Source organism: Corynebacterium sp. MSK047 (assembly GCF_030232285.1).
In the GTDB taxonomy this organism is placed as follows: domain Bacteria; phylum Actinomycetota; class Actinomycetes; order Mycobacteriales; family Mycobacteriaceae; genus Corynebacterium; species Corynebacterium jeikeium_D.
In genome coordinates this window covers 1-24,060 of the sequence record NZ_JASPJI010000012.1, presented here as the reverse complement: position 1 = coordinate 24,060, position 24,060 = coordinate 1, and the positions used below count along the sequence as shown (strand labels likewise).

Below are 24,060 nucleotides of genomic sequence, written 5' to 3'. Positions count from 1 at the left end.
ACCCCCCTCCCATACGATGTACGTGAAAGTCTCGCCTGACTATTGACAATCCACATAGGGCCCCCACGCGGATTGGAACCGAGTGGCGGCCGACCTCTCGCCCCCCCCCCGCGGCCGGACGCCGCCACCTAGGCGCCGAACAGGGCCACTTCCGCCGAGCCGTATTCGACGATCCCGAAATCACTTTCCCGAATCTTCATCCCCCGCCCGTGCTCGATGTCGCCGGAGGCCCGGAATTGGAGGCCGAAAACCAGATCCTCGTCGCTCAGTTCCGGCAGGATCACAATCCTCACCAACTCGAACGGCTCATACGCGGAATCCAGGTCGTCGTCGATGGACAGGAAAATCTCCCCGTCCCCCTCCCCTGCCCTCCCCATCGCCGCAACCCCCGTGGTTTAGGAGGGGGAAGAGGGCCTTCGAGGGCTCAGCAGCTCAAGCCCAGGACCGCCGACTTACAGCTCGTCGATGTGCTTGCGCTTCGGGTAGACGCGCGGGCGAGCGCCTGCGATCTCCTCAGCAATGCGGATGACCTGGTTGGAGTAACCGAACTCGTTGTCGTACCAGACGTAGAGCACCAGGTGCTTACCGTTGGCAATGGTAGCCAGACCATCAACGATGCCAGCATGGGTGGAGCCGACGAAGTCGGTGGAAACCACTTCTGGGGAGTGGATGTAGTCAATCTGCTGGCGCAGGACGGACTTGAGGGAAACCTCACGCAGGTAGTTGTTGACTTCGTCGCGGTCGACCTCAGTGTCCAGGGTCAGGTTCAGCACCGCCATGGAAACGTCCGGGGTGGGAACGCGGATGGCGTTACCGGTCAGCTTGCCCTCGAACTCCGGCAGAGCCTTGGCGACGGCCTTTGCGGCACCGGTCTCAGTGAGAACCATGTTCAGGGTGGCTGCGCGGCCACGGCGAGAACCCTTGTGGAAGTTGTCGATCAAGTTCTGGTCGTTGGTGAAGGAGTGAACAGTCTCGACGTGACCGAACTCGACACCCCACTTGTCATTGACGACCTTCAGCACCGGGGTGATGCCGTTGGTAGTACAGGAAGCTGCCGACAAAATGTTGTCAGATTCCTCGATGATGTTGTGGTTGATTCCGTAGACGATGTTCTTCACATCGCCCTTGCCTGGCGCGGTAAGAAGAACCTTGGAAACGCCCTTGGACTGAAGGTGCTGCGACAGTCCCTCGCGGTCGCGCCAACGACCGGTGTTGTCAATGACAATCGCATCGTTAATGTCGTAGGCGGTGTAGTCAACAGTTGCCGGGTCATTGGAGTAAATGACCTGAATCGGGGTGCCATTTGCCCAAATAATGTTGTTTTCGCGGTCAACCGAGATGGTGCCGTCGAATGCTCCGTGGACGGAGTCACGGCGCAGCAGCGAAGCACGCTTGACGATGTCGTCCTCACCATTCTGGCGAACCACAATTGCGCGCAGGCGCGGGCCGTTGAACAGTGCCTCCCGAGCCAGCAGAATGCGAGCCAGCAGGCGGCCGATGCGGCCGAAACCGTAGAGGACAATGTCGGTCTTCGGGGTCTGTGTCCCGGCACCGATGACGTCGGCAAGCTCACGCTCGAGGAATGCGCGCAAGTCGCCGCCTTCCTCTTCGAAGCTGGTAGCCAGGGCGCCCAGGTCGATGGAGGCGGTGCCGAGATCCATCTTCACCAGTTCCTGCAGAATCGGCAGGGTCTGACTCAGCGGCAGCTCCTGCGAGGTGATGCGACGGGCGTAGCGGTGCGACTTAATGATGCCGGTCTCGGTAACGTTTTCCAGTCGGCGGCCGAAGATTGAAGTCACGACATCGTTGTTGCGACGCAGTTGTCCCAGGAGGGGGATCATCTGCTCTGCAAGGCTGATGCGCTCATTCCAGTCATTGCGCTTGATGGGGGCCGAATCCGACATAAATCCTCCTGGCTTAAATGAGTATGAGTTCCCCCTCAAAATACCCCGCACACGCTATTCAACGGCTATCGCCCTCAACTGGGTACCCCGTATTGTGGCCCAGCTTTCACCCAATCGGGGGAGCCCCTGGGAGACACCTCAAGGAAGAAAAATGAACCCTACTTACCCGTTAGAATAAGAGCCATGACGGAACCCCTGGATATCCAGCAGCAATCTCCCGCCCAGCCGCCATACCGCCTTGTAGTCACAGATATGGACGGGACTCTATTAAATGAAGACAAGGAAATCCCGGAGTCCTTTTGGCCGGTAGTCACCGAGCTGCTCGACCGCGGTGTCCACTTCACTCCCGCGTCGGGCCGCCAGTACGCAACTCTGGCCGACCAGTTCGCCCCCATTGCACACCGCATCCCAATCATTGCGGAAAACGGCAACTACGTCGCGGATGCGGGCGAGGTGGTCTCGGTTACCAGTATCGACCACGACATCGTCACCCAGTTGGTGCACGCGATCCGCCAGTTCAACGACAACCGTGTGGCCGCGGGTCGCACTCCTCTGTCGGTTATTATCTGCGGCGCTGCCAGCGCATACGTGGAGTTTTTCCCGCCGCATTTCAATATTCCGGAGGAAGTTCAGCAGCTGCAGTTCAACGAGGCCGCCAAGTACTACCTGAAGCTGCAGAAGGTCGATGATGTCATCGCCGCTGCCGCCGAGGACGGCATCGTCAAAATTGCCGCCTTTGATCCTTACTCCGTCGAAGAGGAATCGGCCGATTACCTGCGTTCCCAGAGCTCGCACCTGCGCGCGGTGGTCTCCGGTGCGCATTGGGTCGACCTCATCGATGCCAATACCAACAAGGGCACGGCACTCGCCGCCCTGCAGGAGGCCATCGGTGTCTCTCCTGCCGAAACTGTCTGCTTCGTTGACTACCTGAATGATCTCGAGCTCATCGACCACGCAGGCCGTTCGTTTGCCATGTCCAACGGTCACCCGGAAATCAAACGCCGCGCCACCGACATCGCACCGTCGAACGCGGAGGAAGGCGTCATCACGACGCTACGCGAGCTGTTCAACCTCTAACTGCAATTGACCCCTTACCCCACTGGAGCGGTAAGTTAGAAAGGTTGAACCCGATTCCCTTATTCCGATTTTCTTTTTAAGGAAAGCGTAGTTTCCCTGTGACCACTCTCGCCGAAGAAGCCGCACGCCGCCGCACATTCGCCGTCATCGCACACCCGGATGCCGGTAAGTCCACGCTCACCGAGGCGCTGGCGCTGCATGCTCATGTCATTAACGAAGCCGGTGCTGTCCACGGCAAGGCCGGCCGTAAGTCGACTGTGTCCGACTGGATGGACATGGAGAAGGATCGCGGCATCTCGATTGCCTCTTCCGCGCTGCAGTTCGAGTACCAGCCAGAGGGGCACGACGGCGAGCCGTACATGATCAATCTCGTCGATACGCCTGGTCACGCTGACTTCTCCGAGGACACCTACCGTGTGCTCACCGCTGTCGACGCCGCTGTCATGCTTGTCGACGGTGCCAAGGGTCTCGAGCCTCAGACGTTGAAACTGTTCCGGGTTTGTAAGTCCAACGGAATTCCCATCGTCACCGTCATCAACAAGTGGGACCGCCCGGGTAAGGCTCCCCTGGAGTTGATGGATGAGATTGTCGCGGAGATTGGTCTGCAACCGACTCCGCTGTACTGGCCAGTTGGTGAGGCCGGCGACTTCCGCGGTCTGTTGGAGCGTGGTGAGGACGGCCAGGCCAAGCAGTTCATTGGCTTCGAGCGCACTGCCGGTGGCGCCACTATCGCCGCTGAGCGTCACCTCACCCCAGATGAGGCCTCCGCAGAGCAGGGCGACGCCTGGGAGACGGCAGCCGAGGAGTCCGAGCTACTCTCCGCCGATAGCGCTGACCACGACCAGGAGATGTACCTCGCTGGCGACACCTCTCCGGTGATTTTCGCCTCCGCCATGCTGAACTGGGGTGTCCACCAGATCCTGGACACTCTCTGCGAGCTGGCTCCGGCACCTGGTGCCCGCGAGTCCGACCCGGCTGCCGTTGCCGCTGCAGCGGCTGGCGGCCAGGGGGCTATCGTCGAAAAGCGCGAACCGACGGATGATTTTTCGGGCGTCGTGTTCAAGGTGCAGGCGGGTATGGATACGCACCACCGCGACAAGCTGGCATTCATGCGCGTTGTCTCTGGCGAGTTTGACCGCGGCATGCAGGTCACGCATGCGCAGTCGGGACGTAGTTTCTCCACAAAGTATGCTTTGACCGTTTTCGGCCGGACACGTTCGACTGTGGAGACGGCTTACCCGGGCGACATTGTCGGCCTGGTCAATGCGGGTTCACTGGCACCGGGTGACACGATCTACGAGGGCCGCAAGGTTCAATTCAAGCCGATGCCGCAGTTCGCGCCCGAGCACTTCCGCACTCTGCGCGCCAAGAGCCTGGGCAAGTACAAGCAGTTCCGTAAGGCTGTCGATCAGCTCGATGCCGAGGGCGTGGTGCAGATTCTGCGCAACGATGCCCGCGGCGATGCCGCCCCGGTGATGGCCGCGGTCGGCCCGATGCAGTTCGAGGTCATGATGGCACGCATGGAAAACGAGTACAACGTCGAGACCATCGCCGAGCCCATCCCCTACTCCGTCGCCCGCCGCACGGACGAAGAGACCGCGCCTGAGCTGGCAAAGCAGCACGGCGTGGAGATCTTCACGCGTTCCGACGGCGCCCTCATCGCGCTCTTCGGGGACAAGTGGAAGCTGTCCTTCATTGAGAAGGAGCACCCGGAGTTCACGCTCGAGACGCTGGTCGCTGACTAGAGTTTTAAGGAGATTTCACCAACATTGAGCCAAACGGTTGAGCTTCCTCCACAACCAAGTGCATGGCAGCTTTTTACTGCCTTCCACTCCCGTGCACAGAGATGGCCAGGCGCCCTCCGCGCAGCACTCGCGCTATTCCTGCCGGGTGCCGTGGCACTTCTCACCGGACATGGCTCGGAAATGCTCCTTATCGCCGCTGGTGGTTGCGTGGTCATCTATGGCGAAGGCCACCCCTACCGCAGTCGTCTGCGCGTGATGGCCATCGCCGGGCTATGCCTAATCGCCGGCGTTATGTCCGGCAGTTTTGTCGGCTCGGTGGTCCACAGTGAGATCGCTTCCGGCGGCAGCAATCTATGGCTGCTGCTCATTGCGCTTTTTACGACGATACTGGCCACCATCGGCGCTTTTATTCAAAACGCACTGCGCCTGCCACCGCCGGGTTCATTTTTTATTGTGATGGTCTCCGGCGGCACAACAATGGTCGCCCGCCTTGGCTTCAACCCGGTGGAAACCGCCATGTGGGCTACCGTTGGCGTGCTTTCCGCGATAGTCATCGGCATGGCACCGCGGTTGTGGAATCCGCATGGCCCCGAGATGGCAGCTGTCGAATCCCTTGAATCAGCCATCGATGCGATGGAAAAGTCAGACTCGACATCGTTCGCCGTTCATCACCAGGCGCAAACTGCACTGACCGACGCATGGGAATCGCTTGCCGACGCAGGCATCATCCGCGGCAGCAGAATCGTCAAGCCCTCCCACACGGAACTTGTCAACCGTGTCATTGCTGCTCATCAGCGTCTGATTGCTATCCGCACACGCTTGGGCGTGCACGGCAGCGCTGTGGACATCGTGGACACGCCTAACCTCTTCGACGAGACGCAGACAACCATTCCACTCGCGCGACCAAGCGTGAGTTACCGAATCTTCCGCTCTTTCGATCGCTATTCCCATGCGTCGATGACTGCGGCAAAGGTTGCTATTACCGGTGGCTTAGCTGGTCTCATCAGCGTGCTTGTCGGTCTCGACCGGCCTGACTGGGCGGTGGTCAGCGCATTGATGACTCTGCAGTGGGGTCCCGACCGCACCGCTGGTTCGATCCGAGGGATTCACCGCATGGTCGGCTCGATTATCGGCATTTTCCTCTATGCGCTGCTCTTTTCCTTTGGCCTGGACAGCTGGACGCTACTTATCGCGCTTGCAGCCTGCCAATTCGGCGCGGAGATTCTCGTGGTGAAGAACTATGCGCTGACGACAATCGTCACCACTCCATTGGCGCTGCTGCTGGGCGGAAACGTCGCTGGCGAACTCGCACCGATTGTGACCGATCGTGTCTTGGAAGTCGGTATCGCCTGCGCGCTGGCTCTCGCTGTCCTGCACTTCTGGCCAACCGAGAGCATTGAAAAGCACTACCTGCGTCATATTCCGCGCTGCTATCGACAGATGGGCGCTCTTCTCGGCGCGCTGCTAACCGGTACTCCGAATCAGGCGCTCGATATTCGTCGAGATCTCCAGTACGAGCTGCTCAGTGAGCGCCAGGCCATCTCGTCTTTGGCCACCAACGACCCCGAAATCGCCACTCCACACTGGGATGGGCATCGTCGCATTCGCACAGCTGGCTATTTGTTGCTGGACTACTGTCGCACGCATCCGGATATCCGCCCCTCTCACGAGGAGATTTCCAAGCTCGCCGAGGTAGTCCAGGCAGCTAAAGCTGAGGAGCGCTAGTCTTCCGGCAGCGGGGGCTCCTTGCGCAGGTCGCGGGCTGTTGCCCGCCGTACCTCGCGCGGTTCCTCCTCCGAGCCCCGCGAACGGAACTTAGCCGCGATGTCCTTCAGCGAAGACGACAGCGGCGGCAGCTTCTCCAGCGCGTCACGGCCCGCGTCCCACGCGTCGGTAGCAATATTCTCCGCTTTCCGACGGAACTTGCGGACCTTCTCCTCACGCTGCCGCTTAGTCTCTGCCGCGTCATTTTGCCGCTCGCGCTCGCGTTCAAAGGCTGCGACATCGCGGGCCTCCGCGTCGGAAAGCCTCTTCGAGGCGTGTGCCGCGGCGTCCCACGACTCCTCCAGCGATTCCGCGAGGTGCAACATGGCATCGATGCGCTTTTCAACTTCGCGCAACTTCTCGCGGTAGCCCCGCTGAATGTCATAGCGGCGCATGATGCGGCGGGCACGAGTGGCCTCATTGCGCCAGGTGATGATTGCGCCCTCAGAAATCGACTCATCGACGACGAAGCGCATCGTCCACGGGTCGACGTCAGCGCTGGCCAGATTGTTGCGTACCCGCTCCTCGCGGTCGAGGACGTCCTGCACGAGACTGCGGGCACGCTCTTCGGCTTGATGGGCGCGGTTGGTACGGGAGTTATCTGGTCGGAAGCTCACCTGGACTATCCTACCGCTCGGCTGCTGCCAAAGCCGGTACTTGGTCGGTCTCGGAGCTCTTCTGCTGGTCATTGTCGCTCTGGTGCTCGAGGCGAACCCAGGAGACAAAGCCCCAAATAACGAAGCATCCGTAGAAGAGGTACAGCGCCGCCGACGGGTAGTAGCCACCCTTGAGCAGCAACGGCACTCCCACGGCGTCAACGGCAATCCAAATTAGCCAGAATTCGTTCCACCCGCGGGCCATACCCCAGGTCGCCAACATCGAACCGACGAAAATCCAGGCATCGGCCCATGGCCCCCACGAGCCCAGCATCTCAAAGACATTGGCACAGATCACAGTGGCGAAGATAGCCACGGTAATCATCCCAATGCGTTCCGATGCCGTCGCCCACCGCGGCTCAATTGCGACCTCGTCACCGCTCTGATTGCGGCTCTTGACCCAGCTGAACCATCCGTAGAGACTGACGACGATAAACATGACCTGACGCCCCGCCTGGCCATAGAGATCAAGATTTTGCGGCGTGTGGAAAACTCCGCCGAGGAAGACGGTAAACAGCAAGGCATTTCCGATAATGCCGACCGGCCAAGCCCATACCTTCCGTTTCATGCCTAGGAAGGCACACGCCAGGCCAAAGAGGTTACCGACAATTTCTCGAATCAAGATTGGCGCTCCCGCCACACTGAGCTGTGCAGTGAGGAAACCCACCAAAAAATCCGACACGTATTCCACGAATTATTCAACTCCTTCTCTTTCATCCGGACTATGACCGTCGGTTTCGGATTCCAACCGAAATCTGCTTGTCCCCTACCTGACGACCCTTCTGGCCACAGGTAGGGCGCTCGTGGACTTGTCTGCGTCATCCGCAGCATCACCACCGGTGAGGAATTTCACCTCGCCCTGAGAATGCGAGTTCAACGTTAGCACTGTCGCCTTGCGCGCATGTGCATTTTATTCAATGAGGTTTCAATATGAGGTTCTAATACAGCCCCGACATAATTACGCATCTACAATGCGTAGTATGAGCCAAAAGCCCCGCCAACCACGTCCTCCCCGCCCCGCCAGCCGCTCCCACCACAAGCGCTCCGCTGGCTGGGTTCCGGACCAGCACGGCGCCTGGTTCATGGTCACCATTCCCCCGCTGACCGCTCTCGCCCTCACCCCCACATGGACAGGCCTTGCCGTCACCGCGACCTGGCTGCTCGGCTACTTCGCATTCTTCGCCGTGAGCGTCTGGCTCCGCTCTCGTCGCCAACGCCGCCACCTCGCACCCGCCGCCACATACACCGCGCTCACTGCCGTCGCCGGCTGCATCACACTGCTTGCCGACGTTTCCCTCCTCACCTGGGTCGCCCTCATTGCCCCTCTTGCCGCTATCGCTATTTGGGAGACCTACCGCCGCCGACCGCGCTCACTTCTCTCTGGTGTCTCCACCGTTCTGGCCGCTAGCCTCATGGTGCCTATCATCGCCGGACCAACCCCGAAAGCTTGGGCAATTGCGGCTATCTACGCTGGATATTTCGTCGGCACCGTGCCCTATGTAAAAACTATGATTCGCAAGCGCGGCAACCGCCAGTGGCTCATTGGCTCGGTCACGTATCACGTTCTCATTACCGCCGTGGCCATCATCGGGTGGCTCCTCCTCCACGACCGGAACCTCATCAGCATCGGTGTGCCCATCGTCGCAATTGGGCTTCTCATCAGGTCTTTTGCCATGCCAATCTCCGGCGCTCGCCGCGCTCGGCCGTGGACTCCGAAACAGGTCGGAATTCTCGATGCCTTCTTTGGAGTCGCCGTCGTTCTGGCTGCGTGGTAAAAACGACGGCGGGGACATACTTTGGGGATTTTTGGGGAGGGGATGAAGTCTATGACTTCCACCAAACACGCAGTCAATCACGCAGTTTCCGTCTCAGACTTGGCCGCTAGCCTGAACTCGCGGCAGGCACCACAGTCGGGCTGGCGCAGCTGGGTTCATAAGGCCACCTGGGGCGCAATTTCACCGCGGGAATCATCGTCGGCACGCAAGCAACGCGAGCTGATAGAGCGGGTGCGACAGCCTATCTACGGTGACTACAACATCGCTGTTATCAGCGTGAAGGGCGGCGTTGGCAAGACGTCGACAACCATGTGCCTGGGCGCCACGCTTGCAAGCCTGCGCAGTGACCGGATCGTCGCAATCGACGCAAATCCGGACTTTGGCACCCTCGGCGCACGCGTCACCGCAGCCAATCCCGCATCTATTCGCGATCTGCTCCGAGCCCCGGATACGGACAAATACGCGCAGGTCCGCGCATATACATCACACACGCCGTCACGGCTGGAGGTTGTCGGCAGCGACCAAAATCCGACATCGACGATCGCGCTTTCCGACGGCGAATACTGCGCGGCCCTCGACATCCTTCGGCGGCATTACAACGTGAGTCTGACTGACTGCGGTACCGGCCTGACGCAGCCCATCTCCGCTTCGATTCTGTCTGCCGCCAATTGCCTGGTGCTGGTCACCACGCCTGCACTGGACGGCGTGAAAAGCGCCTGGACGACATTGGACTGGCTTTCAGCGCACGGCTTCGAACGGCTGGTTTCTACCACTGTCGTGGTGGTCAACGAGCTAAATAAACAGGGACTGTCCACAGAGACCGTGCACGAGTTATTTGCCCAGCGCTGCCGCGCAGTACAGGTCATCCCCTATGATCCGCATATCGCGAATGGTGCCAATATCGAGCTGGACAATCTCCAGCCCGCCACCACCCAGAGCTATCTCGAATTGGCGGCCATGATTGCCGATGATTTCGCGCCGACGACTGGCCGCCACAGTTTTGTCTAACGAAGGTGCTGTCGAATCTCCTCGACGTCAACTTCCTGCACGGTAGCGGGCTTAAAGGCGGCGTCGCGGTCCTTATCCACCAACACCGCCCGCACGCCCTCGGCAAAATTGGGGTGCTGACGCATGTAAGCGCCAAGCTTCATTTCCCGGTCTAGCGCCTCCTGCAAGGTGACCTCGTGGGCCGAGTTAGCCGCATAGAGTTCCACGGCCGCTACGAGACTTTCCGGGTTGGCGGGTGCCAGCAGGTCGCGAAAAGTCTCCACTGTTGACGATGCACAAGAGCCCGCCTCAGCGGCTTCGTTGAGAGCTCGCTCAATCTCCGCCCAGGTATCAGCCCCAAAGCAAGCCTCAATGCAGTCGCTCCACTCGGCCAACTGCGGATCCCCGAGCAGATCACGAGCCTCAGCTGAGTCCACATCGAGCGCGTACTCCGCGAGCGCCGAATCAATTCCATCGCGGTCCAGAGCCGCAACAAACTCGTCCAGCTGCGCGGATGGGACCGCATGCGTCGCCCATCCAGCCCACAGCATGTCCGCCGCAGTTAGGCGGTAACCGGTCAGCCCCGTAAACCGCGCGATTGCCGACGAGGGCCCTCCCAACCGCGTGTTCACATGCTGCGAAAAGTGGGTAATGCCAACGTCGGGAATAAAGCCGATTGCCATTTCTGGCATGGAAGCGCTGGCACGCTCGGTCACGATTCGGTGGGAGCCGTGCATGGAAACGCCCAGGCCACCACCCATAGCGATGCCGTCAATAATCGCGATGTATGGCTTGGACTGCGCGAATTCCGCAATCATCGCGTTCATCTCGTACTCATCCCGGAAAAACTCCTCCCCCTGCTCCGGAACGCCATCGAGCACAGCCTGCCGAACTGCGCGCACGTCACCACCGGCACAAAACGCCTTGGGGTGACCGGATGAAACAACAATGTGGTCCACCGAGTCGTCGTCACGCCATGCGCGGAGCCCCTCGACGACCTCGGTGACCATATCCAAATCGAGCGAATTAAGTGCCTTCGGCCTATTCAGTCGAAGGTGACCAGATCGCCCGTGGACTTTCCGCAGCACCTTCGGCTCATCGACCTCGGTGCGTGCAGTGCCAGAACCATTATCAGTAGCAGTCATGCCACCCAGTGTGACACAGATAACTAACCAGGGAAAGGTTCTGACAGGAAGGTTCTGACGACCAGAACCTCACTGAGACTAAGGAGCTACTTCTTCTTGCTCTTCTTGTCCTTTTTGTCCTTCTTGTGCTTCTTGCCCTTCTTATCGGACTTGCCTGCGCCCTTCACGCGGTCAGCCTCGAGATTGGCAGCAACGTCCGGCACATAGCGGAACTCAGTGCGCGGCGGACGCTCGTAGCTTCCCTCCGACTCCGGACGCTCCGGGATTTCCGGAACATCGCGCTGAATGCGCTCGTACGGAATGGTCGTCAACAGGTGGTTGATGACATTGATACGCGAACGCTTCTTGTCCTCAGACTCAACCGTGAACCACGGTGCGGACGGGATATCGGTGTGGATGAACATCTCATCCTTTGCACGGGAGTAATCCTCCCAGCGGGTGATGGACTCCAGATCCATCGGCGAGAGCTTCCAGCGGCGCAGTGGATCCTCACGACGGGACTTGAAGCGGGCAACCTGCTCCTCGTCCGACACAGAGAACCAGTACTTACGCAGGATAATGCCGTCTTCGACCAGCAGACGCTCAAAAATCGGCGCTTGATGCAGGAAGCGACGGTACTCCTGCGAAGTGCAGAAGCCCATGACACGCTCAACGCCGGCACGGTTGTACCAGGAGCGGTCGAAAATCACGATTTCACCAGCAGTCGGCAGCTTTTCGACGTAACGCTGGAAGTACCACTGACCCTGCTCACGGCTAGTCGGAGCCGGCAGGGCCTCAATACGACAGGTACGAGGGTTCAGGTACTGCGTGATGCGCTTAATGGCCGACCCCTTGCCGGCAGCGTCACGCCCCTCCATCACGATGACAATTCGGGCACCGGTTTCTACCACCCACTGCTGCATTTCGACGAGCTCTGCCTGGAGCTTTTTGAGCTCGGCCTCATAAGCCTTCTTGTCGAGCTTCGGTGGGCGCTGGACGTCGTCATTATTCATAGTCCACAGTTTACCCGGCAGGGCGCGACGACCCTATTCGCCGGGTTTAACCGCGGGGCCTAATCGCTAACCTTTTTGCAACCCTAGTCACGTGAGTAAAGACGCAGCGTGACCTGTGCAACAAGCCCAGCAAAGACCATACCGATAAGCACCACAATCGGCGCCACTACACCAATATCGCCGTTGGTCAGCGGCGCCAGGAGCTGTGCCTTGTACAGGTTGCTCAGCGCCGGATCGATGACCGTCGCCTTGCCCAGGAACAGCGCACCGATAGCCAGCACACCACCAATCAGCGACGCAATCACAGCCTCGAGGACGAACGGCGCCTGCGTGAACCAGCGGCTGGCACCGACCATGCGCATAATCTCAACTTCCTTACGACGCGAAAACGCCGCAATCTGCACCATGTTCGCAATCAGGAACACCGCGGCAACGGCCTGCACCGCCGCTAGCAGGAAGGTCGCATTTCGAACCGAGTCCAGGTTCTGAGCTGCAGTACCGATCTCTTCATGCTGATCAGTAACGTGGTCGACCTGTGGTAGCTCCCGAATCGGATCGAGCGGGCTGACATCGGTCGGATCACTCAGACGCACCATCACGACAGCCGGCAGCGACTCCGGCGTCGCATTTTCCACGAGCACGGGGTCACTGTCCTTGAACATCTCCACGAAGTGGTCAAAGTTTTGCTGACGATTTCGGAAGGTCACCGAATCAATGCCGTCAGCCTCTTCAAGCTTGCCGACGACCTCAGCACACTCCGGCGATGAGCAAGTTTGATCCTCGGCGGAGATTTGTTCATTCAGCTCGATCTGCACTTCTACGCGATCGAGATAAAGATCTTTCGTGCGGCTGGTCTGCTCAGTAACCAGGATGCCCGTCGCCAGCAGCGCCAACGACACCGCAGTCGTAATGATCATCGCGATGGTCATCGTGATGTTTCGGCCCAAGGAGGAGAAAGCCTCACCGAGGACAAAGCGAGTCTTCATAGGTCAGTAATACCTTTCGAATGAGTTCTTCTACCGATGGACTGTCTGCTAGTTGTTCAGGCCGTAAACACCCGTGGCGTCGTCACGCACGAGACGCCCCAGCTCCAGCTCCAGCACGCGGCGACGCATGGAGTCCACGGCATCGTTGTCGTGAGTCGACACAATAACGGTCGTGCCCATGCGATTGATGCGGTCAAGCAGGAGCATGATGTCACCGGAGGTGCTTGGGTCGAGGTTGCCGGTGGGCTCGTCGGCAAGCAAGATGAGCGGGCGGTTGACGAAGGCACGAGCAATGGCGACGCGCTGCTGCTCACCACCCGACAACTCATGCGGGTAGCGGTTTTCCTTGCCCGAGAGCCCGACCATTTCGAGCGTTTCCGGAACTGCCTTGTCGATTTTCGCTTTCGGCTTGCCAATTACCTGCAATGCGAACGCGACATTTTCGTACACCGTCTTCTTTGGCAGCAGGCGGAAGTCCTGGAAGACGTACCCCACCTTTTGACGCAATTTCGGGATGTTGCGACGAGAAATCTTGGTTAGATCCTGGTCTGCAACTGTCAGTTTTCCTGAATCCACTTTCTCTTCACGCACCATAAGGCGCAGGAAGGTCGACTTACCAGAGCCCGACGGTCCAATGAGAAAGACAAACTCACCTTTATCTATGTGGACTGAAACGTCGTCGAGAGCTGGTCGGCTAGAAGTCGAGTAGGACTTGGTAACCCCGTCGAAAGTGATCATAAGTAGACACTCTAATCACTTAAGCCACTCAAGTCACTCTGGAATGCGCGAAACTAGACGCTGGGATGGCGGGATTGCAGGAACAGGCGGCGTCGAACGCTAACCCCAGAGCGCGACCGCACGAAAGCTCACGACATAGCGGCATTCGAAATTATTTTCCCTAAAAATCTTTAAATCACCCTTTACTTCGCTTATCTGTTCGATTAAAATGGGTCATGAAAGATTAAACACGAGGATTGAAAGCACCAAATAACGTCGCCGAGCTGCTTCAAGCTTGGAAAATTGACACCCAGAGTTAGTCGAAAATACTTTCCCTACCTCTTCCTTATTTCAACATTTCAACGTCCAGGCCTTATCTTTCAGGGGGATTCAACAATGGCCAGCGGGGAACACATACCACGGAAACGCACTTACACTGCGGCGATGGAAGCAACAGCGCCACGCTTTCACCATGAGATTTCTCAAACAGCACCAGCACGTCTTGGAATTGACCGTAATCGAGCTGACTTGAAGCTTGCCCTTGCTTGTGTTCCCTCTTCTTCAACAAAAGATGTCGAAGATTACATCGCCAAAATCGCTCCAGCTCTTGGCATGTCACGTGGGAGAACACTCCAGTACATCGATGTCGGGATGCAACTAGCGCGACTCCCGCGGTTAAAAGAGCTTCTGCTCAAACGCGCACAGCTACCGCTTCCCCACATGCGGGTCATTGCCACGGCCGTCCTCCCCTTGGATGACGCCTCGGCTGTGAGATATTTCGAAGACCATCTCCTTGAGCTGATCACGCCGAGAGTCAATGGTGAAGTTCTTCGCGGAGTTCGGAGCCTTCAACAGAATATTCAGCGACTTGTTGATGAAGTCAGCCCGCTATTGCGCCCGAAGAATGAGTACGACCCGCCGATCACTTCGTTTCAAAAAGGCATCGAGCAAAAAGCTGGCGAATCTATAACGTTCGAGTTAAAGGACAACCTCACTGAAGTCACCATGGAACTAATGCCTGAGCGGGCAATTGAGTTTCAGAAGGTCTTGGAAGAAATCACCGCTGATCAGGACTGCGACTTTGTCGAGGCCTTTTCACATCTTCTGCACGGGACTGCCCAGGTCACCGCCACACTGAATCTGTACTGCCCACTAACCCAAGACAAGCCCCAGGAAGCCTGGATCGGTGGCCTGGGGTGGATCAACAAAATCGCCACTGAATCCTGGCTCGATCGGGTCACTAGCATCCGGCTACTAGCGGACGAGAAAACGGAAAAGTACTCGCCAACAGAGCGACAGCGTACTTACATCCAAGGTAGAGACGGCACCTGTCGCTTTCCCGGATGTGATGTCGATGCGACGAAGTGCGACATCGACCACATTCAGCCGTATAACCACGAGAATCCCGACGAAGGTGGCCAAACCGAGACGCCCAACCTCCATTGCCTATGCCGTCGCCACCACAATCTAAAAACGGCCGGTCTTTGGAATGTCGTGCGCGATATCGACGGCGTGGAGTACTGGACCTCCGCCACTGATCAGAGCGCTGAAAAAGCTGCCCTAATCAGCACAGAATCAGGGCCGCTCTCCGGCCACGGTCGCTACTCCTTCGATCTGCGCAAGACAAAGAAAGCACAGACGCTCAAGGAGTACAACGAGCAGAGGTTGGAAAACCTCCGCGAATCACAGGAGCTGACAAATCAGGCTCGCGAAGAACTGGGAATGAACAAAAACGAGAGAAAATCAGAAGCCGACGAGCCCACCACACCGGAAGCACCGGAAACTCCCGAGACACCGGAAGCACCCGAAGACGAACCGCCGTTCTAGCGCTGCTCCCCTTCGGACTGCTGAGCCATGCGCCAGCGAATACCGGCCTCAATGAAACCGTCGAGGTCACCGTCGAGGACCGACTGTGGGTTGTTGACTTCGTATTCGGTACGCAGATCCTTCACCATCTGGTACGGGTGCAGCACATAGGAGCGCATCTGGTTACCCCACGAGGCATTGCCGCCTGCGCCGAGAGCGTCCAGCTCCGCGCGCTCTTCCTGGCGCTTCTTCTCCAGCAACTTCGCCTGCAGAACACGCATGGCAGATGCCTTGTTCTGGTGCTGCGACTTCTCGTTCTGACAGGTCACCACGATGCCGGTTGGGACGTGCGTAAGTCGGACCGCGGAGTCCGTGGTGTTCACCGACTGCCCACCTGGGCCGGAGGAGCGGTAGACGTCGATACGCAAATCTGACTCGGGGATGTCGATGTGATCCGTTTCCTCCACAACTGGCAGCACCTCGACCTCAGCGAAGGAAGTCTGGCGGCGCCCCTGGTTGTCGAAAGGACTAATACGAACCAGACGGTGCGCACCCTGCTCGACCGAGAGGGTGCCGTACATGTACTCGCCATGGACGACGAAAGTAGCGGACTTGATGCCGGCCTCTTCAGCGTAGGACGTGTCGTAAACCTCGACCTTATGCCCATGCTTGTCGGCCCAGCGCAGGTACATGCGCATGAGCATCTCGGCCCAGTCAGCGGCATCCACGCCACCGGCACCGGAGCGGATGTTGATGACCGCCTCACGCTCGTCGTAAGGCCCCGAAAGCATGGTGGTGACCTCGAGAGATTCGATGTCCGCACGAAGCTCAGCGCGTTCGGCGTCGGCCATCTCGACGGCGTCGGGGTCGCCCTCCTCTTCCGCGAGTTCGTACATCACGGAGAGATCGTCGAGGCGCCCGCGCAGCGAGTCGATCTTTTTCTTCTTCGCCTGCGCCTGTGACAGTGCGCTGGTGACCTGCTGCGCGTGGTCGGGGTCATCCCACAGCGACGGGTCGGCGGCCTGGGCTTCCAACTCCCTGATCCGGTCGGAAAGCTCGTCGACATCAACCACCTTCTCAATGGTGGTCAGCGTCGCGTCGAGTTCTTTGAGGTCAGCATTCAGATCCGGGTTCACGGGTACTACCTTAGCTATACCGCCTGTTTCGGTGCACAATAGGACGTATGTCTGAATCCACCGCCAGCCAAGATTCCAGTCAAGACCTAGAACTCTTCCTCTCCCAAGTATCCGAGTCGATTGTGGCATCGGATACCAGTGTTGCGGTTGCCATCGTGAAGCGTGCCGCTACCATTGCCGCTCGTATGCGCGACGAAGGCCTGGTCACGGAGTACAAGACATCGATTTCCGACGTCGTCACCGCGGCCGACCGCGCAGCGGAGAAATTCGTCGTCGAGGCTTTGGCCGCGCTCCGCCCGGAGGACGGCATTCTTGGCGAGGAAGGGTCAGCGAAGGAGTCCCAGTCTGGTCGCACGTGGGTGATCGATCCTGTCGATGGCACCTACAACTTCACCACTGGTTCGGACTACTGGTGCAGCGCATTGGCGCTGGTTATGGGCGATGCGAACAATCCGGATGAGGTCGTCCTCGGCGCGGTGCACCGTCCGGCAACGGGCGAGAGCTGGATTGGTGGCCCCAATCTCCCGACCACTCGCATCAACCTCGATGGCACTGTTGATGACCTCCGGGTCACTGACCGCCCCCTCTCGGAAGTCTGCGCAGCGACCTACCTCCACACCACGGTGGTGAGCTCGAGCGAGGAATCCGAGGTCACCGCCACAAAGTCCTGGTTGGATGCGGTGTCCCGCAGCGCTACCTGGCGCATGCTGGGCTCGGCGTCGGTAGATATGGCAGGCGTGGCCGACGGCCGCATCGGCGCGTGGTTCCAGCGCGACGTCGCAGCCTGGGACTGGCTGCCTGGGTATGCGCTTATCTCGGGCGCAGGCGGCGAATGCACGTCGGTGGGGCGCTGGAAGCTCGCGGGCTCGAGTGGCCAGGTCGCAGAGTTACGTGAGGTTCTGCGCTAGAATTTCGGCCATGACCACCTCTTACTCCGAAGATCTCGCCCTCGCACTCTCGCTTGCCGACGCAGCCGACGAGCTCACGATGTCCCGCTTCGAGGCGGCCAATCTAATCGTCGAGTCCAAGCCCGACCTGACACCGGTCTCCGATGCCGATATCGCGTGCGAAAAACTGCTCCGCGAGATTCTGTCGGACAAGCGCCCGAGCGATGAAGTTCTCGGCGAAGAATTCGGTGGCGAAGCTGTGTTTGAGGGACGCCAGTGGGTCATCGACCCCATCGACGGCACTAAGAACTTCGTGCGCAATGTCCCGGTCTGGGCCACCTTGATTGCCCTGCTGGAGGACGGCAAGCCGGTTGTCGGCGTAGTCTCTGCCCCAGCACTGGGCCGTCGCTGGTGGGCATCCAAGGGCAACGGCGCATTCAAGCGCACCCACGTCGGCGGCCGGGAAGCCGCTCAGCGCCGCATTGAGGTCTCGAAGGTGGCAGACATCGCGGACTGCTCAATTTCCAACTCTTCGCTCACCGGCTGGGCCGAGCGCGACCTGCGCGATAACTTCATCGGTCTCACCGATGACGCCTGGCGCCTGCGTGGCTATGGCGACTTCTTCTCCTACTGCCTGGTAGCCGAGGGTGCGGTCGATGTCGCCGCAGAGCCGGAGGTTTCCCTGTGGGACCTGGCAGCGCTTGCGATCCTGGTGGAGGAAGCTGGCGGCCACTTCACTTCCCTAGCGGGAGTCGACGGGCCGCACGGCGGGGACGCAGTTGCGACGAATGGGGTGCTTCACGACGCCGTCGTCAAGCGCCTGGGCGGGTAAACAGGGTTTTCCAACCTATCGCAATTTGCGACGAGCGGCTCACTATCTCCCGTCCGCGTGACCGATATCCAGGATACGTCGCAGCTCAGCAAATACCTCAGGGCGTACCTCATGGGTTACCACCCGTCCACTCTTAGACCTAGTTAGCAGCCCGGCATCCGCCATGGTCTTTAAATGATGCGACACCGTCGGCTGACTAAGCCCAGAAACAGCGGCCAGCTCCCCTACGGTCATCGGACTACAGCCAGCGGCAGCGAGCTGAGACAAAATTTGCAGGCGCGCCGGTTGCGCCAGCGCTTTGAAGAGCGTTGCCGCAGCCTGCGCTTCCGCCGCGTCGAGAGGCCGACCGCCAAGTGCACAGCATTCTGAGATTTCGTCCATACCCGTTGAGGCTACACGGCCTCCCCTCTAAACATATTGACAATCATCGATATATTGATTACACCGGAAACTATGACACAGACTACAAAGTCACTCAGCTTCCTAGACCGCTTCTTGCCGCTATGGATTGCAGCTGCAATGGCAATTGGCCTCATTCTGGGCAAAATTGCACCGTCACTTGTGAACTGGCTGGCAGAGGCAAAAATTACGACAATTTCCGTACCAATCGCCATCGGATTGCTGGTCATGATGTACCCACCGCTCGCAAAGGTTCGATACGACAAAACGGGCAAAATTTTGACATCAAGGAAGCTGATGGGCATCACAGTCTTCCTCAATTGGATTCTCGGCCCCGCACTGATGTTCACCCTTGCCTGGATATTCCTCAGTGATAGTCCAGAACTGCGCACTGGCGTGATCATCGTCGGTCTCGCCCGCTGCATTGCAATGGTTTTGGTCTGGAACGACCTATCTTGCGGCGATACTGAAGTCGCTGCCGTATTGGTGGCCGTCAACTCGCTATTTCAAATTTTCATGTTCGGCGCTCTAGGGTGGTTCTACCTGCAGATTCTGCCCTCCTGGTTGGGACTGGAAACCACTTCCGCCACCTTTTCTTTTTGGGCAATCGCACTATCTGTAGTGGTATTCCTCGGTATTCCGCTTCTGGCTGGCGCGGCATCACGCATAATTGGTGAACGCACCCGTGGTCGCGACTGGTATGAAAATGAGTACTTGCCCAAAATCTCACCATTGGCACTTGCCGGCCTTCTATACACAATCGTGTTGCTCTTTGCGCTTCAGTCACAGCAGATTCTTGAGAATCCCTGGACCGTTGCGAAAGTGGCACTACCACTAGTGATCTACTTCCTCGCCATGTTCGCGATCGCTCTCACTTCGGCCAAGGCCGCGGGCATGAACTACGCAACCTCCGCATCGATTGCCTTTACGGCCGCCGGAAATAACTTCGAGTTGGCAATTGCGGTTGCGATTGGCACCTTCGGCCCATTGTCCCAGCAAGCACTTGCGGGAACGATTGGACCACTTATTGAAGTACCCGTACTCGTTGCACTTGTCTACGTCACCCGCTGGCTCGGGCCGCGCCTTTTCCCTAATGACCTTTCCGTACCGGACAAACTATAGAAAAAGGATTCTGAAATGAAGGAAATCCCGAAGGTACTTTTCATCTGCGTGGCAAATGCCGGTAAATCCCAGATGGCCGAGGCCATTGCGCGTGCAAAATATGCCACGCAGTTCATCGCCCTTTCAGCAGGAACGAACCCCAAAACTACTACCAATGCGCTTGCAGCCAAATCAGTTGCAGATATCGGCGCCTCTATGGACAGTGCATCACCAAAGCCCATTGCCCCCACGATTCTCCGGACTGCAGATCATGTTGTCATCATCGGCGATGCCGCTCATGTAGAGCTCCCCTCGGACGCTCAAGGCTCACTCGAGCGTTGGCTTACTGACGAGCCCTCAAAACGAGGCATCGACGGAAAAGAACGCATGGACCTGATTCGCGATGACCTCGAGCGCCGTATCGACGAGTTAGCTGTCGAACTCCGTTACACTAAGAATCCCTAAGCGGCAGAATCCAACAAAAGCCGCCTTTTCGCCAGCGTAAGCCACACGACTGCGCCGACGCCTGCGATGAGACCGAGGAGCAGGAACATCAGGCCGACTGCCCAGAGCCCGGTGGTGTCGTCGGTGCCGGCAATGATGCTCCAGCACAGGGCGTAGCCGGCGACGGCAGCCCACCAGGTGGGCAGCAGGTTCAGAGTTGGGGCGGGCACTCGCATCATGGCAGAGGCAGTGAGGATGACCATCGCAAAGCCGCTGCAGAAAACCTGCCACGGCGAGTAGTCGTATTCGCCCTCAAGTGTCCACGCGAGCGTACAAAAGCAGATTAGGAATGCTGCGACAAAGACGAAAATCGTGTGCCCAAATGCGATACGCTCGCCGTATTTTTTGGCCAACCACGCGGCGCCCACCCATGCGAGGGCAGTGGGGATGGCAATGATTACTAGGTACGCGAGGAAGACGCCTGGCACCTCAGCCCAGGTGAAGCTCGTCAGCATCGATGTCATGCCACCAGGCTACGCCTGCCTCTTAGCTTTTTGAGCGCGCTAGTTTCCCAGTAAAAACACAGACGAACCACTATGATTTACACATAATCACTTAATGTATTGTCAGGTTCGGTTGCTACAACTAGAAAGTCGTTTTCAATACGCCGTTTGTAGAGAGTGCTTTTTACCAAAGAGCACCTCCCTATAAGTTGTAGTAAAGGAGAAATCCGGGGTGAATAAACCTACCCGAATTGTGGGGCTCGATATAGCGCGCTCACTCGCCATCATCGGCATGATCATTGTCCATATGGCCTCACTACTTTGGAGCACAAAGGTTGTGCTCTCTGGCCTACCCTCATCACTGTTCGCCATTATCGCCGGCGCCACAATGATGATTATCGGCCGCAATTACAGCAGCACTACCTTCTTGCGCCTGATCACTCGCGGTGCCCTGATCATTCTCATCGGCCTGGCGCTATTGCCGGTGGGTGGAGAAATTCAGGTGGTCCTCGTCATCATGGGCCTGGTCATGATGCTGGTTTCCTGGATGCCAGCGCTCGGAACCTGGTGGCGAGTCGGCTTCTTCATCGCCGCAACCATCGCCGCCACAATCAAGTACGCGCCTATGACGCTGCCGCAGATCTATCCACTACTCGCGTGGATCGCATATTTCATCGGCGGCATGCTGCTTTACGACGTCTACCTACGCAGTCGCCTGCAAGACACTTCCACCTCCGAGACCAGCGCTAATGCTCGGTTGAGCTGGATTGTCACCGCTGTCAGTGCTGTCATCACGGCCGTCGGCATGTACTTCCGATTTGATCCCGAGATTGCTGGCTGGCTCCGTTTTACCGGACACACTGGCGTCTTCGGAGAAATCATTCTCTCCGTCGCAGTTGCCGCCATTGTGCTGCACTTGTGCCTTTTCGTAGGCGATCGCTTCCCAGCTGTGGTTTACCCATTCGCGGCTATGGGAACAATGTCGCTGACCATCTACATCCTGCACGTTCTCACCGCATTTTATTGGCAGCAGAATGTTGCATTGCATTCCACATTGTCTGCAGCAGGTTTCATCGTATTCTTCCTCGTCATCGCTAGCCTCTGGAAGAAATTTGTCGGACAGGGCCCTGCCGAAAAACTCGTTGCCACCGCAATCAAGGCCATTGTTCCTTCTGGGAAAGGGAAATAACCGTGAAGAAAACATCTTTTTCCATCGCAGCAATTGTTAGCAGCACCCTGCTTCTATCTGCGACTCCAGCTATTGCATTGGAAAACGGCGAACCCGCGCCCGCCAATGCTGAAAGCAGTTCTGTGGCCGCGCTGAAGATTGGCAAAATCGGTAATTTCGGTGACTGCACCGGCACGCTGGTTGCCGATCAGTGGGTGCTCACCGCACGCCACTGCCTGGAGTCTGTGAACAACGAAGGGACCCAGGCCCGGATCGGCGGGAAGGTCTACGATGCCGATTCTTGGGCGCTTTCTCCAATGTCTGATGCGGGATTGCTTCACCTGACCCAAAAGGTCACCGACGCAACCCCGGCGAAGGTCTCCCGCGATATCCCCACACCTGGACAGACGGGAACTCTCTACGGCTGGAGCAGCAGCTCGTCCATGGCACGATCCGGGCAGCTTCCGATGACCAAGATGGTCGTCAATGAGCTGCTGGGCGGCGGGCCGACTGAAGGAACTCCAGGTGAGGCTGCGCCTGGTGGTGCTGTTCCGGGTGACGCTACTCCAGGCGAAGCTGTTCCGGGTGAGGCTATTCCGGGCGGCGCTGTTCCGGGTGACGCTATGGAATCAATGGAGATGCAGCCAGGAGCTGCCATGCCAGATGACTCCAAAACCGAGTCGATCCCGGCAGGGACAGAAAGTATCCCAGCCGACGCTGCCATGATGCCAATGATTCAAAGCGCCATCCTGGACGCACATTCCGTTTCTGGCGCGGGTATGCAGGGAGGCGACTCCGGCGGCCCATTCTTCGTCGACGGAAAGCTCGCTGGTCTCGCTACCGCCGGAACCTCCAATGGCGACCCTGACCTGCCCTCCCCCAGCGCGGCTATCACCACCCTCGCTGGCACTGCTGACTGGATCGATGACATCACCTCCGGCCGTGACACAGAAAGTGTGCTGACTGCGGAGAACACTCCTGCTCCGCCAAAGACCATTCAGACCAGCGGTGATCACGTGTGGGCCTACCTCGCCATCGCATGCGCTGGCGTGGTTATCGCGGCGGCTTGGTCGCGCATTAGGAATGGGCGACAGTAAAACCGTCTGACCTCAACCAAAACCACCTCCCAGAATGAACTGGGTAGGTGGTTTTTTGATGCGACGGTTCATCCCCTGGTTCCAAAAGCTTCTCATCCCCGCACCGATTACTGCGGGCTTGCTCGGCTTGCTGCTAGGCCCCAACGCTTTGGGAATAATCCAGTTCAGCGAGCATTTCGGCGACTACGCGACCATTCTCATCGCGGCAGTCTTCGGTGCCCTGCCATTCACAATGGATTTCGATGCCAAGGTGCGCCAGCGCGCGCGAACGATGTGGTCCTATTCCGTAGGCATGTACCTGGCGCAGTGGGGATTCTTCGCGCTACTCGGCGTGATAATTTTCGCCCCACTGTTCAATACGCCGGACTGGTGTGGCTATTCGGTGGAGTCGCGCTTATCGGTGGGCTAGCCCTGTTGATTCCGCCGATGATCATGCTGAAGAAATCGAAGGCCAGGGCTTCGTAGAGTTCTTTATAGAGGGCGGGGACAGGAAAAGTTTTCTCCCGCCCTCTACTGTTGCGACCCCACCGTGGACTGACCAGGCCCGTCTGCCAGCTATTTTCTAGCGCTGCGCTCACCTATCGATGCATGATTCACCTATCGATGCGCTCCAGCGTATCCATAAGTGAATAACTCATCGATATGTGAAACCGAAAGCCAGCAGCGCGTACATGAGCTGAGGCGAATCGACCGGAATCAACCCAGCACCCCCTCAAGCTAAGTACCTTCAGGCCGACTAATCGAGCAGCGCCTCACACTGCATTTCTGATGACCGCCCCTTTAATGCCCGGTTGTGCAGTGCGCGAGTTCGTCAGACCCAACGGCTACCCAACGACTTACCCCCAAAAAAACGGTGAAAAACGGGTTAAGTAGCAAAAAGTGTGTCTGACTTTCAGCATTACTGCTGATTAGGCTGGGTAAATCGGGCGGATATAAGCA

23 protein-coding genes, 1 pseudogene and 1 riboswitch are annotated in these 24,060 nt (G+C 58.3%); of the genes and pseudogenes, 13 read left to right on the top strand and 11 right to left on the bottom strand.

The window, feature by feature from the left end:
• Positions 1 to 128: 128 nt before the first annotated feature.
• Together QP981_RS06230 and QP981_RS06225 are read right to left on the bottom strand one after the other, a co-directional pair.
• Complete coding sequence (locus QP981_RS06230) at positions 129 to 377, bottom strand: hypothetical protein (protein ID WP_016423221.1); 249 nt, start codon at positions 375 to 377, stop codon at positions 129 to 131.
• 75 nt (positions 378 to 452) lie between these two features.
• Positions 453 to 1,904 (bottom strand): glyceraldehyde-3-phosphate dehydrogenase, encoded by a 1,452-nt coding sequence (locus QP981_RS06225; RefSeq protein WP_049172209.1) that lies wholly within the window; start codon positions 1,902 to 1,904, stop codon positions 453 to 455.
• A gap of 183 nt (positions 1,905 to 2,087) precedes the next feature.
• On the opposite strand from QP981_RS06225, the gene QP981_RS06220 reads away from it, so the two are divergent.
• The 3 genes from QP981_RS06220 (at position 2,088) to QP981_RS06210 (ending at position 6,451) form a co-directional block, all read left to right on the top strand.
• Positions 2,088 to 2,981: a Cof-type HAD-IIB family hydrolase gene (locus QP981_RS06220; protein WP_284857653.1), complete on the top strand. Its 894-nt coding sequence runs from the start codon at positions 2,088 to 2,090 to the stop codon at positions 2,979 to 2,981.
• 98 nt (positions 2,982 to 3,079) lie between these two features.
• A complete protein-coding gene (locus QP981_RS06215) occupies positions 3,080 to 4,726 on the top strand; it encodes a peptide chain release factor 3 (RefSeq protein ID WP_284857652.1) in 1,647 nt (548 codons plus the stop codon).
• Positions 4,727 to 4,750: 24 nt separating this feature from the next.
• Complete coding sequence (locus QP981_RS06210) at positions 4,751 to 6,451, top strand: FUSC family protein (RefSeq protein ID WP_284857651.1); 1,701 nt, start codon at positions 4,751 to 4,753, stop codon at positions 6,449 to 6,451.
• Here QP981_RS06210 and QP981_RS06205 read toward each other — a convergent pair.
• Both QP981_RS06205 and pnuC read right to left on the bottom strand, forming a co-directional pair.
• Positions 6,448 to 7,107 (bottom strand): hypothetical protein, encoded by a 660-nt coding sequence (locus QP981_RS06205; protein WP_016423226.1) that lies wholly within the window; start codon positions 7,105 to 7,107, stop codon positions 6,448 to 6,450. The genes QP981_RS06210 and QP981_RS06205 overlap by 4 nt on opposite strands.
• A 10-nt stretch (positions 7,108 to 7,117) precedes the next feature.
• Entirely contained in the window at positions 7,118 to 7,837 is a 720-nt protein-coding gene (pnuC, locus tag QP981_RS06200) for a nicotinamide riboside transporter PnuC (RefSeq protein WP_070767202.1), read from the bottom strand.
• 10 nt (positions 7,838 to 7,847) lie between these two features.
• A riboswitch (FMN riboswitch) is annotated at positions 7,848 to 8,017 on the bottom strand.
• A gap of 109 nt (positions 8,018 to 8,126) precedes the next feature.
• Between pnuC and QP981_RS06195 the strand changes: the two genes are divergently transcribed.
• The gene (locus QP981_RS06195) at positions 8,127 to 8,921 is read left to right on the top strand and encodes a YwiC-like family protein (RefSeq protein WP_350309470.1); all 795 of its coding nucleotides are present in this window, start codon (positions 8,127 to 8,129) and stop codon (positions 8,919 to 8,921) included.
• Positions 8,922 to 8,972: 51 nt separating this feature from the next.
• On the top strand, positions 8,973 to 9,929 hold the full coding sequence (locus QP981_RS06190) for a MinD/ParA family ATP-binding protein (protein ID WP_016423229.1): 957 nt from the start codon (positions 8,973 to 8,975) through the stop codon (positions 9,927 to 9,929).
• On the opposite strand, the gene QP981_RS06185 is transcribed toward QP981_RS06190, so the two are convergent.
• From QP981_RS06185 to ftsE, 4 genes are all read right to left on the bottom strand, one after another.
• Positions 9,926 to 11,053, bottom strand: a complete 1,128-nt coding sequence (locus QP981_RS06185; protein WP_284857649.1) for a 3-hydroxyisobutyryl-CoA hydrolase — start codon at positions 11,051 to 11,053, stop codon at positions 9,926 to 9,928. The two genes, QP981_RS06190 and QP981_RS06185, sit on opposite strands and share 4 nt — an antisense overlap.
• A gap of 86 nt (positions 11,054 to 11,139) precedes the next feature.
• Positions 11,140 to 12,045, bottom strand: coding sequence for a polyphosphate kinase 2 (gene ppk2, locus QP981_RS06180; protein ID WP_048733906.1), 906 nt, complete (start codon positions 12,043 to 12,045; stop codon positions 11,140 to 11,142).
• Between the two features lie 83 nt (positions 12,046 to 12,128).
• Entirely contained in the window at positions 12,129 to 13,031 is a 903-nt protein-coding gene (gene ftsX / locus QP981_RS06175; RefSeq protein ID WP_070642144.1) for a permease-like cell division protein FtsX, read from the bottom strand.
• Between the two features lie 48 nt (positions 13,032 to 13,079).
• On the bottom strand, positions 13,080 to 13,769 hold the full coding sequence (gene ftsE, locus QP981_RS06170; RefSeq protein WP_016423233.1) for a cell division ATP-binding protein FtsE: 690 nt from the start codon (positions 13,767 to 13,769) through the stop codon (positions 13,080 to 13,082).
• A gap of 423 nt (positions 13,770 to 14,192) precedes the next feature.
• Between ftsE and QP981_RS06165 the strand changes: the two genes are divergently transcribed.
• On the top strand, positions 14,193 to 15,575 hold the full coding sequence (locus tag QP981_RS06165; RefSeq protein ID WP_284857648.1) for an HNH endonuclease signature motif containing protein: 1,383 nt from the start codon (positions 14,193 to 14,195) through the stop codon (positions 15,573 to 15,575).
• Here the strand turns inward: QP981_RS06165 and prfB are convergent.
• On the bottom strand, positions 15,572 to 16,690 hold the full coding sequence (gene prfB, locus QP981_RS06160) for a peptide chain release factor 2 (RefSeq protein WP_049189559.1): 1,119 nt from the start codon (positions 16,688 to 16,690) through the stop codon (positions 15,572 to 15,574). The two genes, QP981_RS06165 and prfB, sit on opposite strands and share 4 nt — an antisense overlap.
• A gap of 47 nt (positions 16,691 to 16,737) precedes the next feature.
• On the opposite strand from prfB, the gene QP981_RS06155 reads away from it, so the two are divergent.
• Positions 16,738 to 17,598 (top strand): inositol monophosphatase family protein, encoded by an 861-nt coding sequence (locus QP981_RS06155; protein ID WP_284857647.1) that lies wholly within the window; start codon positions 16,738 to 16,740, stop codon positions 17,596 to 17,598.
• Positions 17,599 to 17,608: 10 nt separating this feature from the next.
• The gene (hisN, locus tag QP981_RS06150; RefSeq protein ID WP_070642152.1) at positions 17,609 to 18,409 is read left to right on the top strand and encodes a histidinol-phosphatase; all 801 of its coding nucleotides are present in this window, start codon (positions 17,609 to 17,611) and stop codon (positions 18,407 to 18,409) included.
• Positions 18,410 to 18,451: 42 nt separating this feature from the next.
• Here the strand turns inward: hisN and QP981_RS06145 are convergent, their stop codons facing one another.
• The gene (locus QP981_RS06145; protein ID WP_016423238.1) at positions 18,452 to 18,790 is read right to left on the bottom strand and encodes an ArsR/SmtB family transcription factor; all 339 of its coding nucleotides are present in this window, start codon (positions 18,788 to 18,790) and stop codon (positions 18,452 to 18,454) included.
• A gap of 72 nt (positions 18,791 to 18,862) precedes the next feature.
• Between QP981_RS06145 and arsB the strand changes: the two genes are divergently transcribed.
• Both arsB and QP981_RS06135 read left to right on the top strand, forming a co-directional pair.
• Positions 18,863 to 19,930: an ACR3 family arsenite efflux transporter gene (gene arsB, locus QP981_RS06140; protein ID WP_049172185.1), complete on the top strand. Its 1,068-nt coding sequence runs from the start codon at positions 18,863 to 18,865 to the stop codon at positions 19,928 to 19,930.
• A 15-nt stretch (positions 19,931 to 19,945) separates the two neighbouring features.
• Positions 19,946 to 20,374, top strand: a complete 429-nt coding sequence (locus QP981_RS06135; RefSeq protein ID WP_284857646.1) for an arsenate-mycothiol transferase ArsC — start codon at positions 19,946 to 19,948, stop codon at positions 20,372 to 20,374.
• On the opposite strand, the gene QP981_RS06130 is transcribed toward QP981_RS06135, so the two are convergent.
• The gene (locus QP981_RS06130; RefSeq protein ID WP_284857645.1) at positions 20,371 to 20,877 is read right to left on the bottom strand and encodes a hypothetical protein; all 507 of its coding nucleotides are present in this window, start codon (positions 20,875 to 20,877) and stop codon (positions 20,371 to 20,373) included. The genes QP981_RS06135 and QP981_RS06130 overlap by 4 nt on opposite strands.
• Before the next feature lie 211 nt (positions 20,878 to 21,088).
• Between QP981_RS06130 and QP981_RS06125 the strand changes: the two genes are divergently transcribed.
• The 3 genes and pseudogenes from QP981_RS06125 to QP981_RS06115 all read left to right on the top strand — a co-directional run.
• Positions 21,089 to 22,045, top strand: coding sequence for a DUF418 domain-containing protein (locus tag QP981_RS06125; RefSeq protein ID WP_284857644.1), 957 nt, complete (start codon positions 21,089 to 21,091; stop codon positions 22,043 to 22,045).
• A gap of 2 nt (positions 22,046 to 22,047) precedes the next feature.
• On the top strand, positions 22,048 to 23,121 hold the full coding sequence (locus tag QP981_RS06120) for a trypsin-like serine protease (protein ID WP_224433566.1): 1,074 nt from the start codon (positions 22,048 to 22,050) through the stop codon (positions 23,119 to 23,121).
• A 34-nt stretch (positions 23,122 to 23,155) separates the two neighbouring features.
• A pseudogene (locus tag QP981_RS06115) lies at positions 23,156 to 23,497 on the top strand (sodium:glutamate symporter); the annotation flags it as partial.
• Positions 23,498 to 24,060 lie beyond the last annotated feature (563 nt).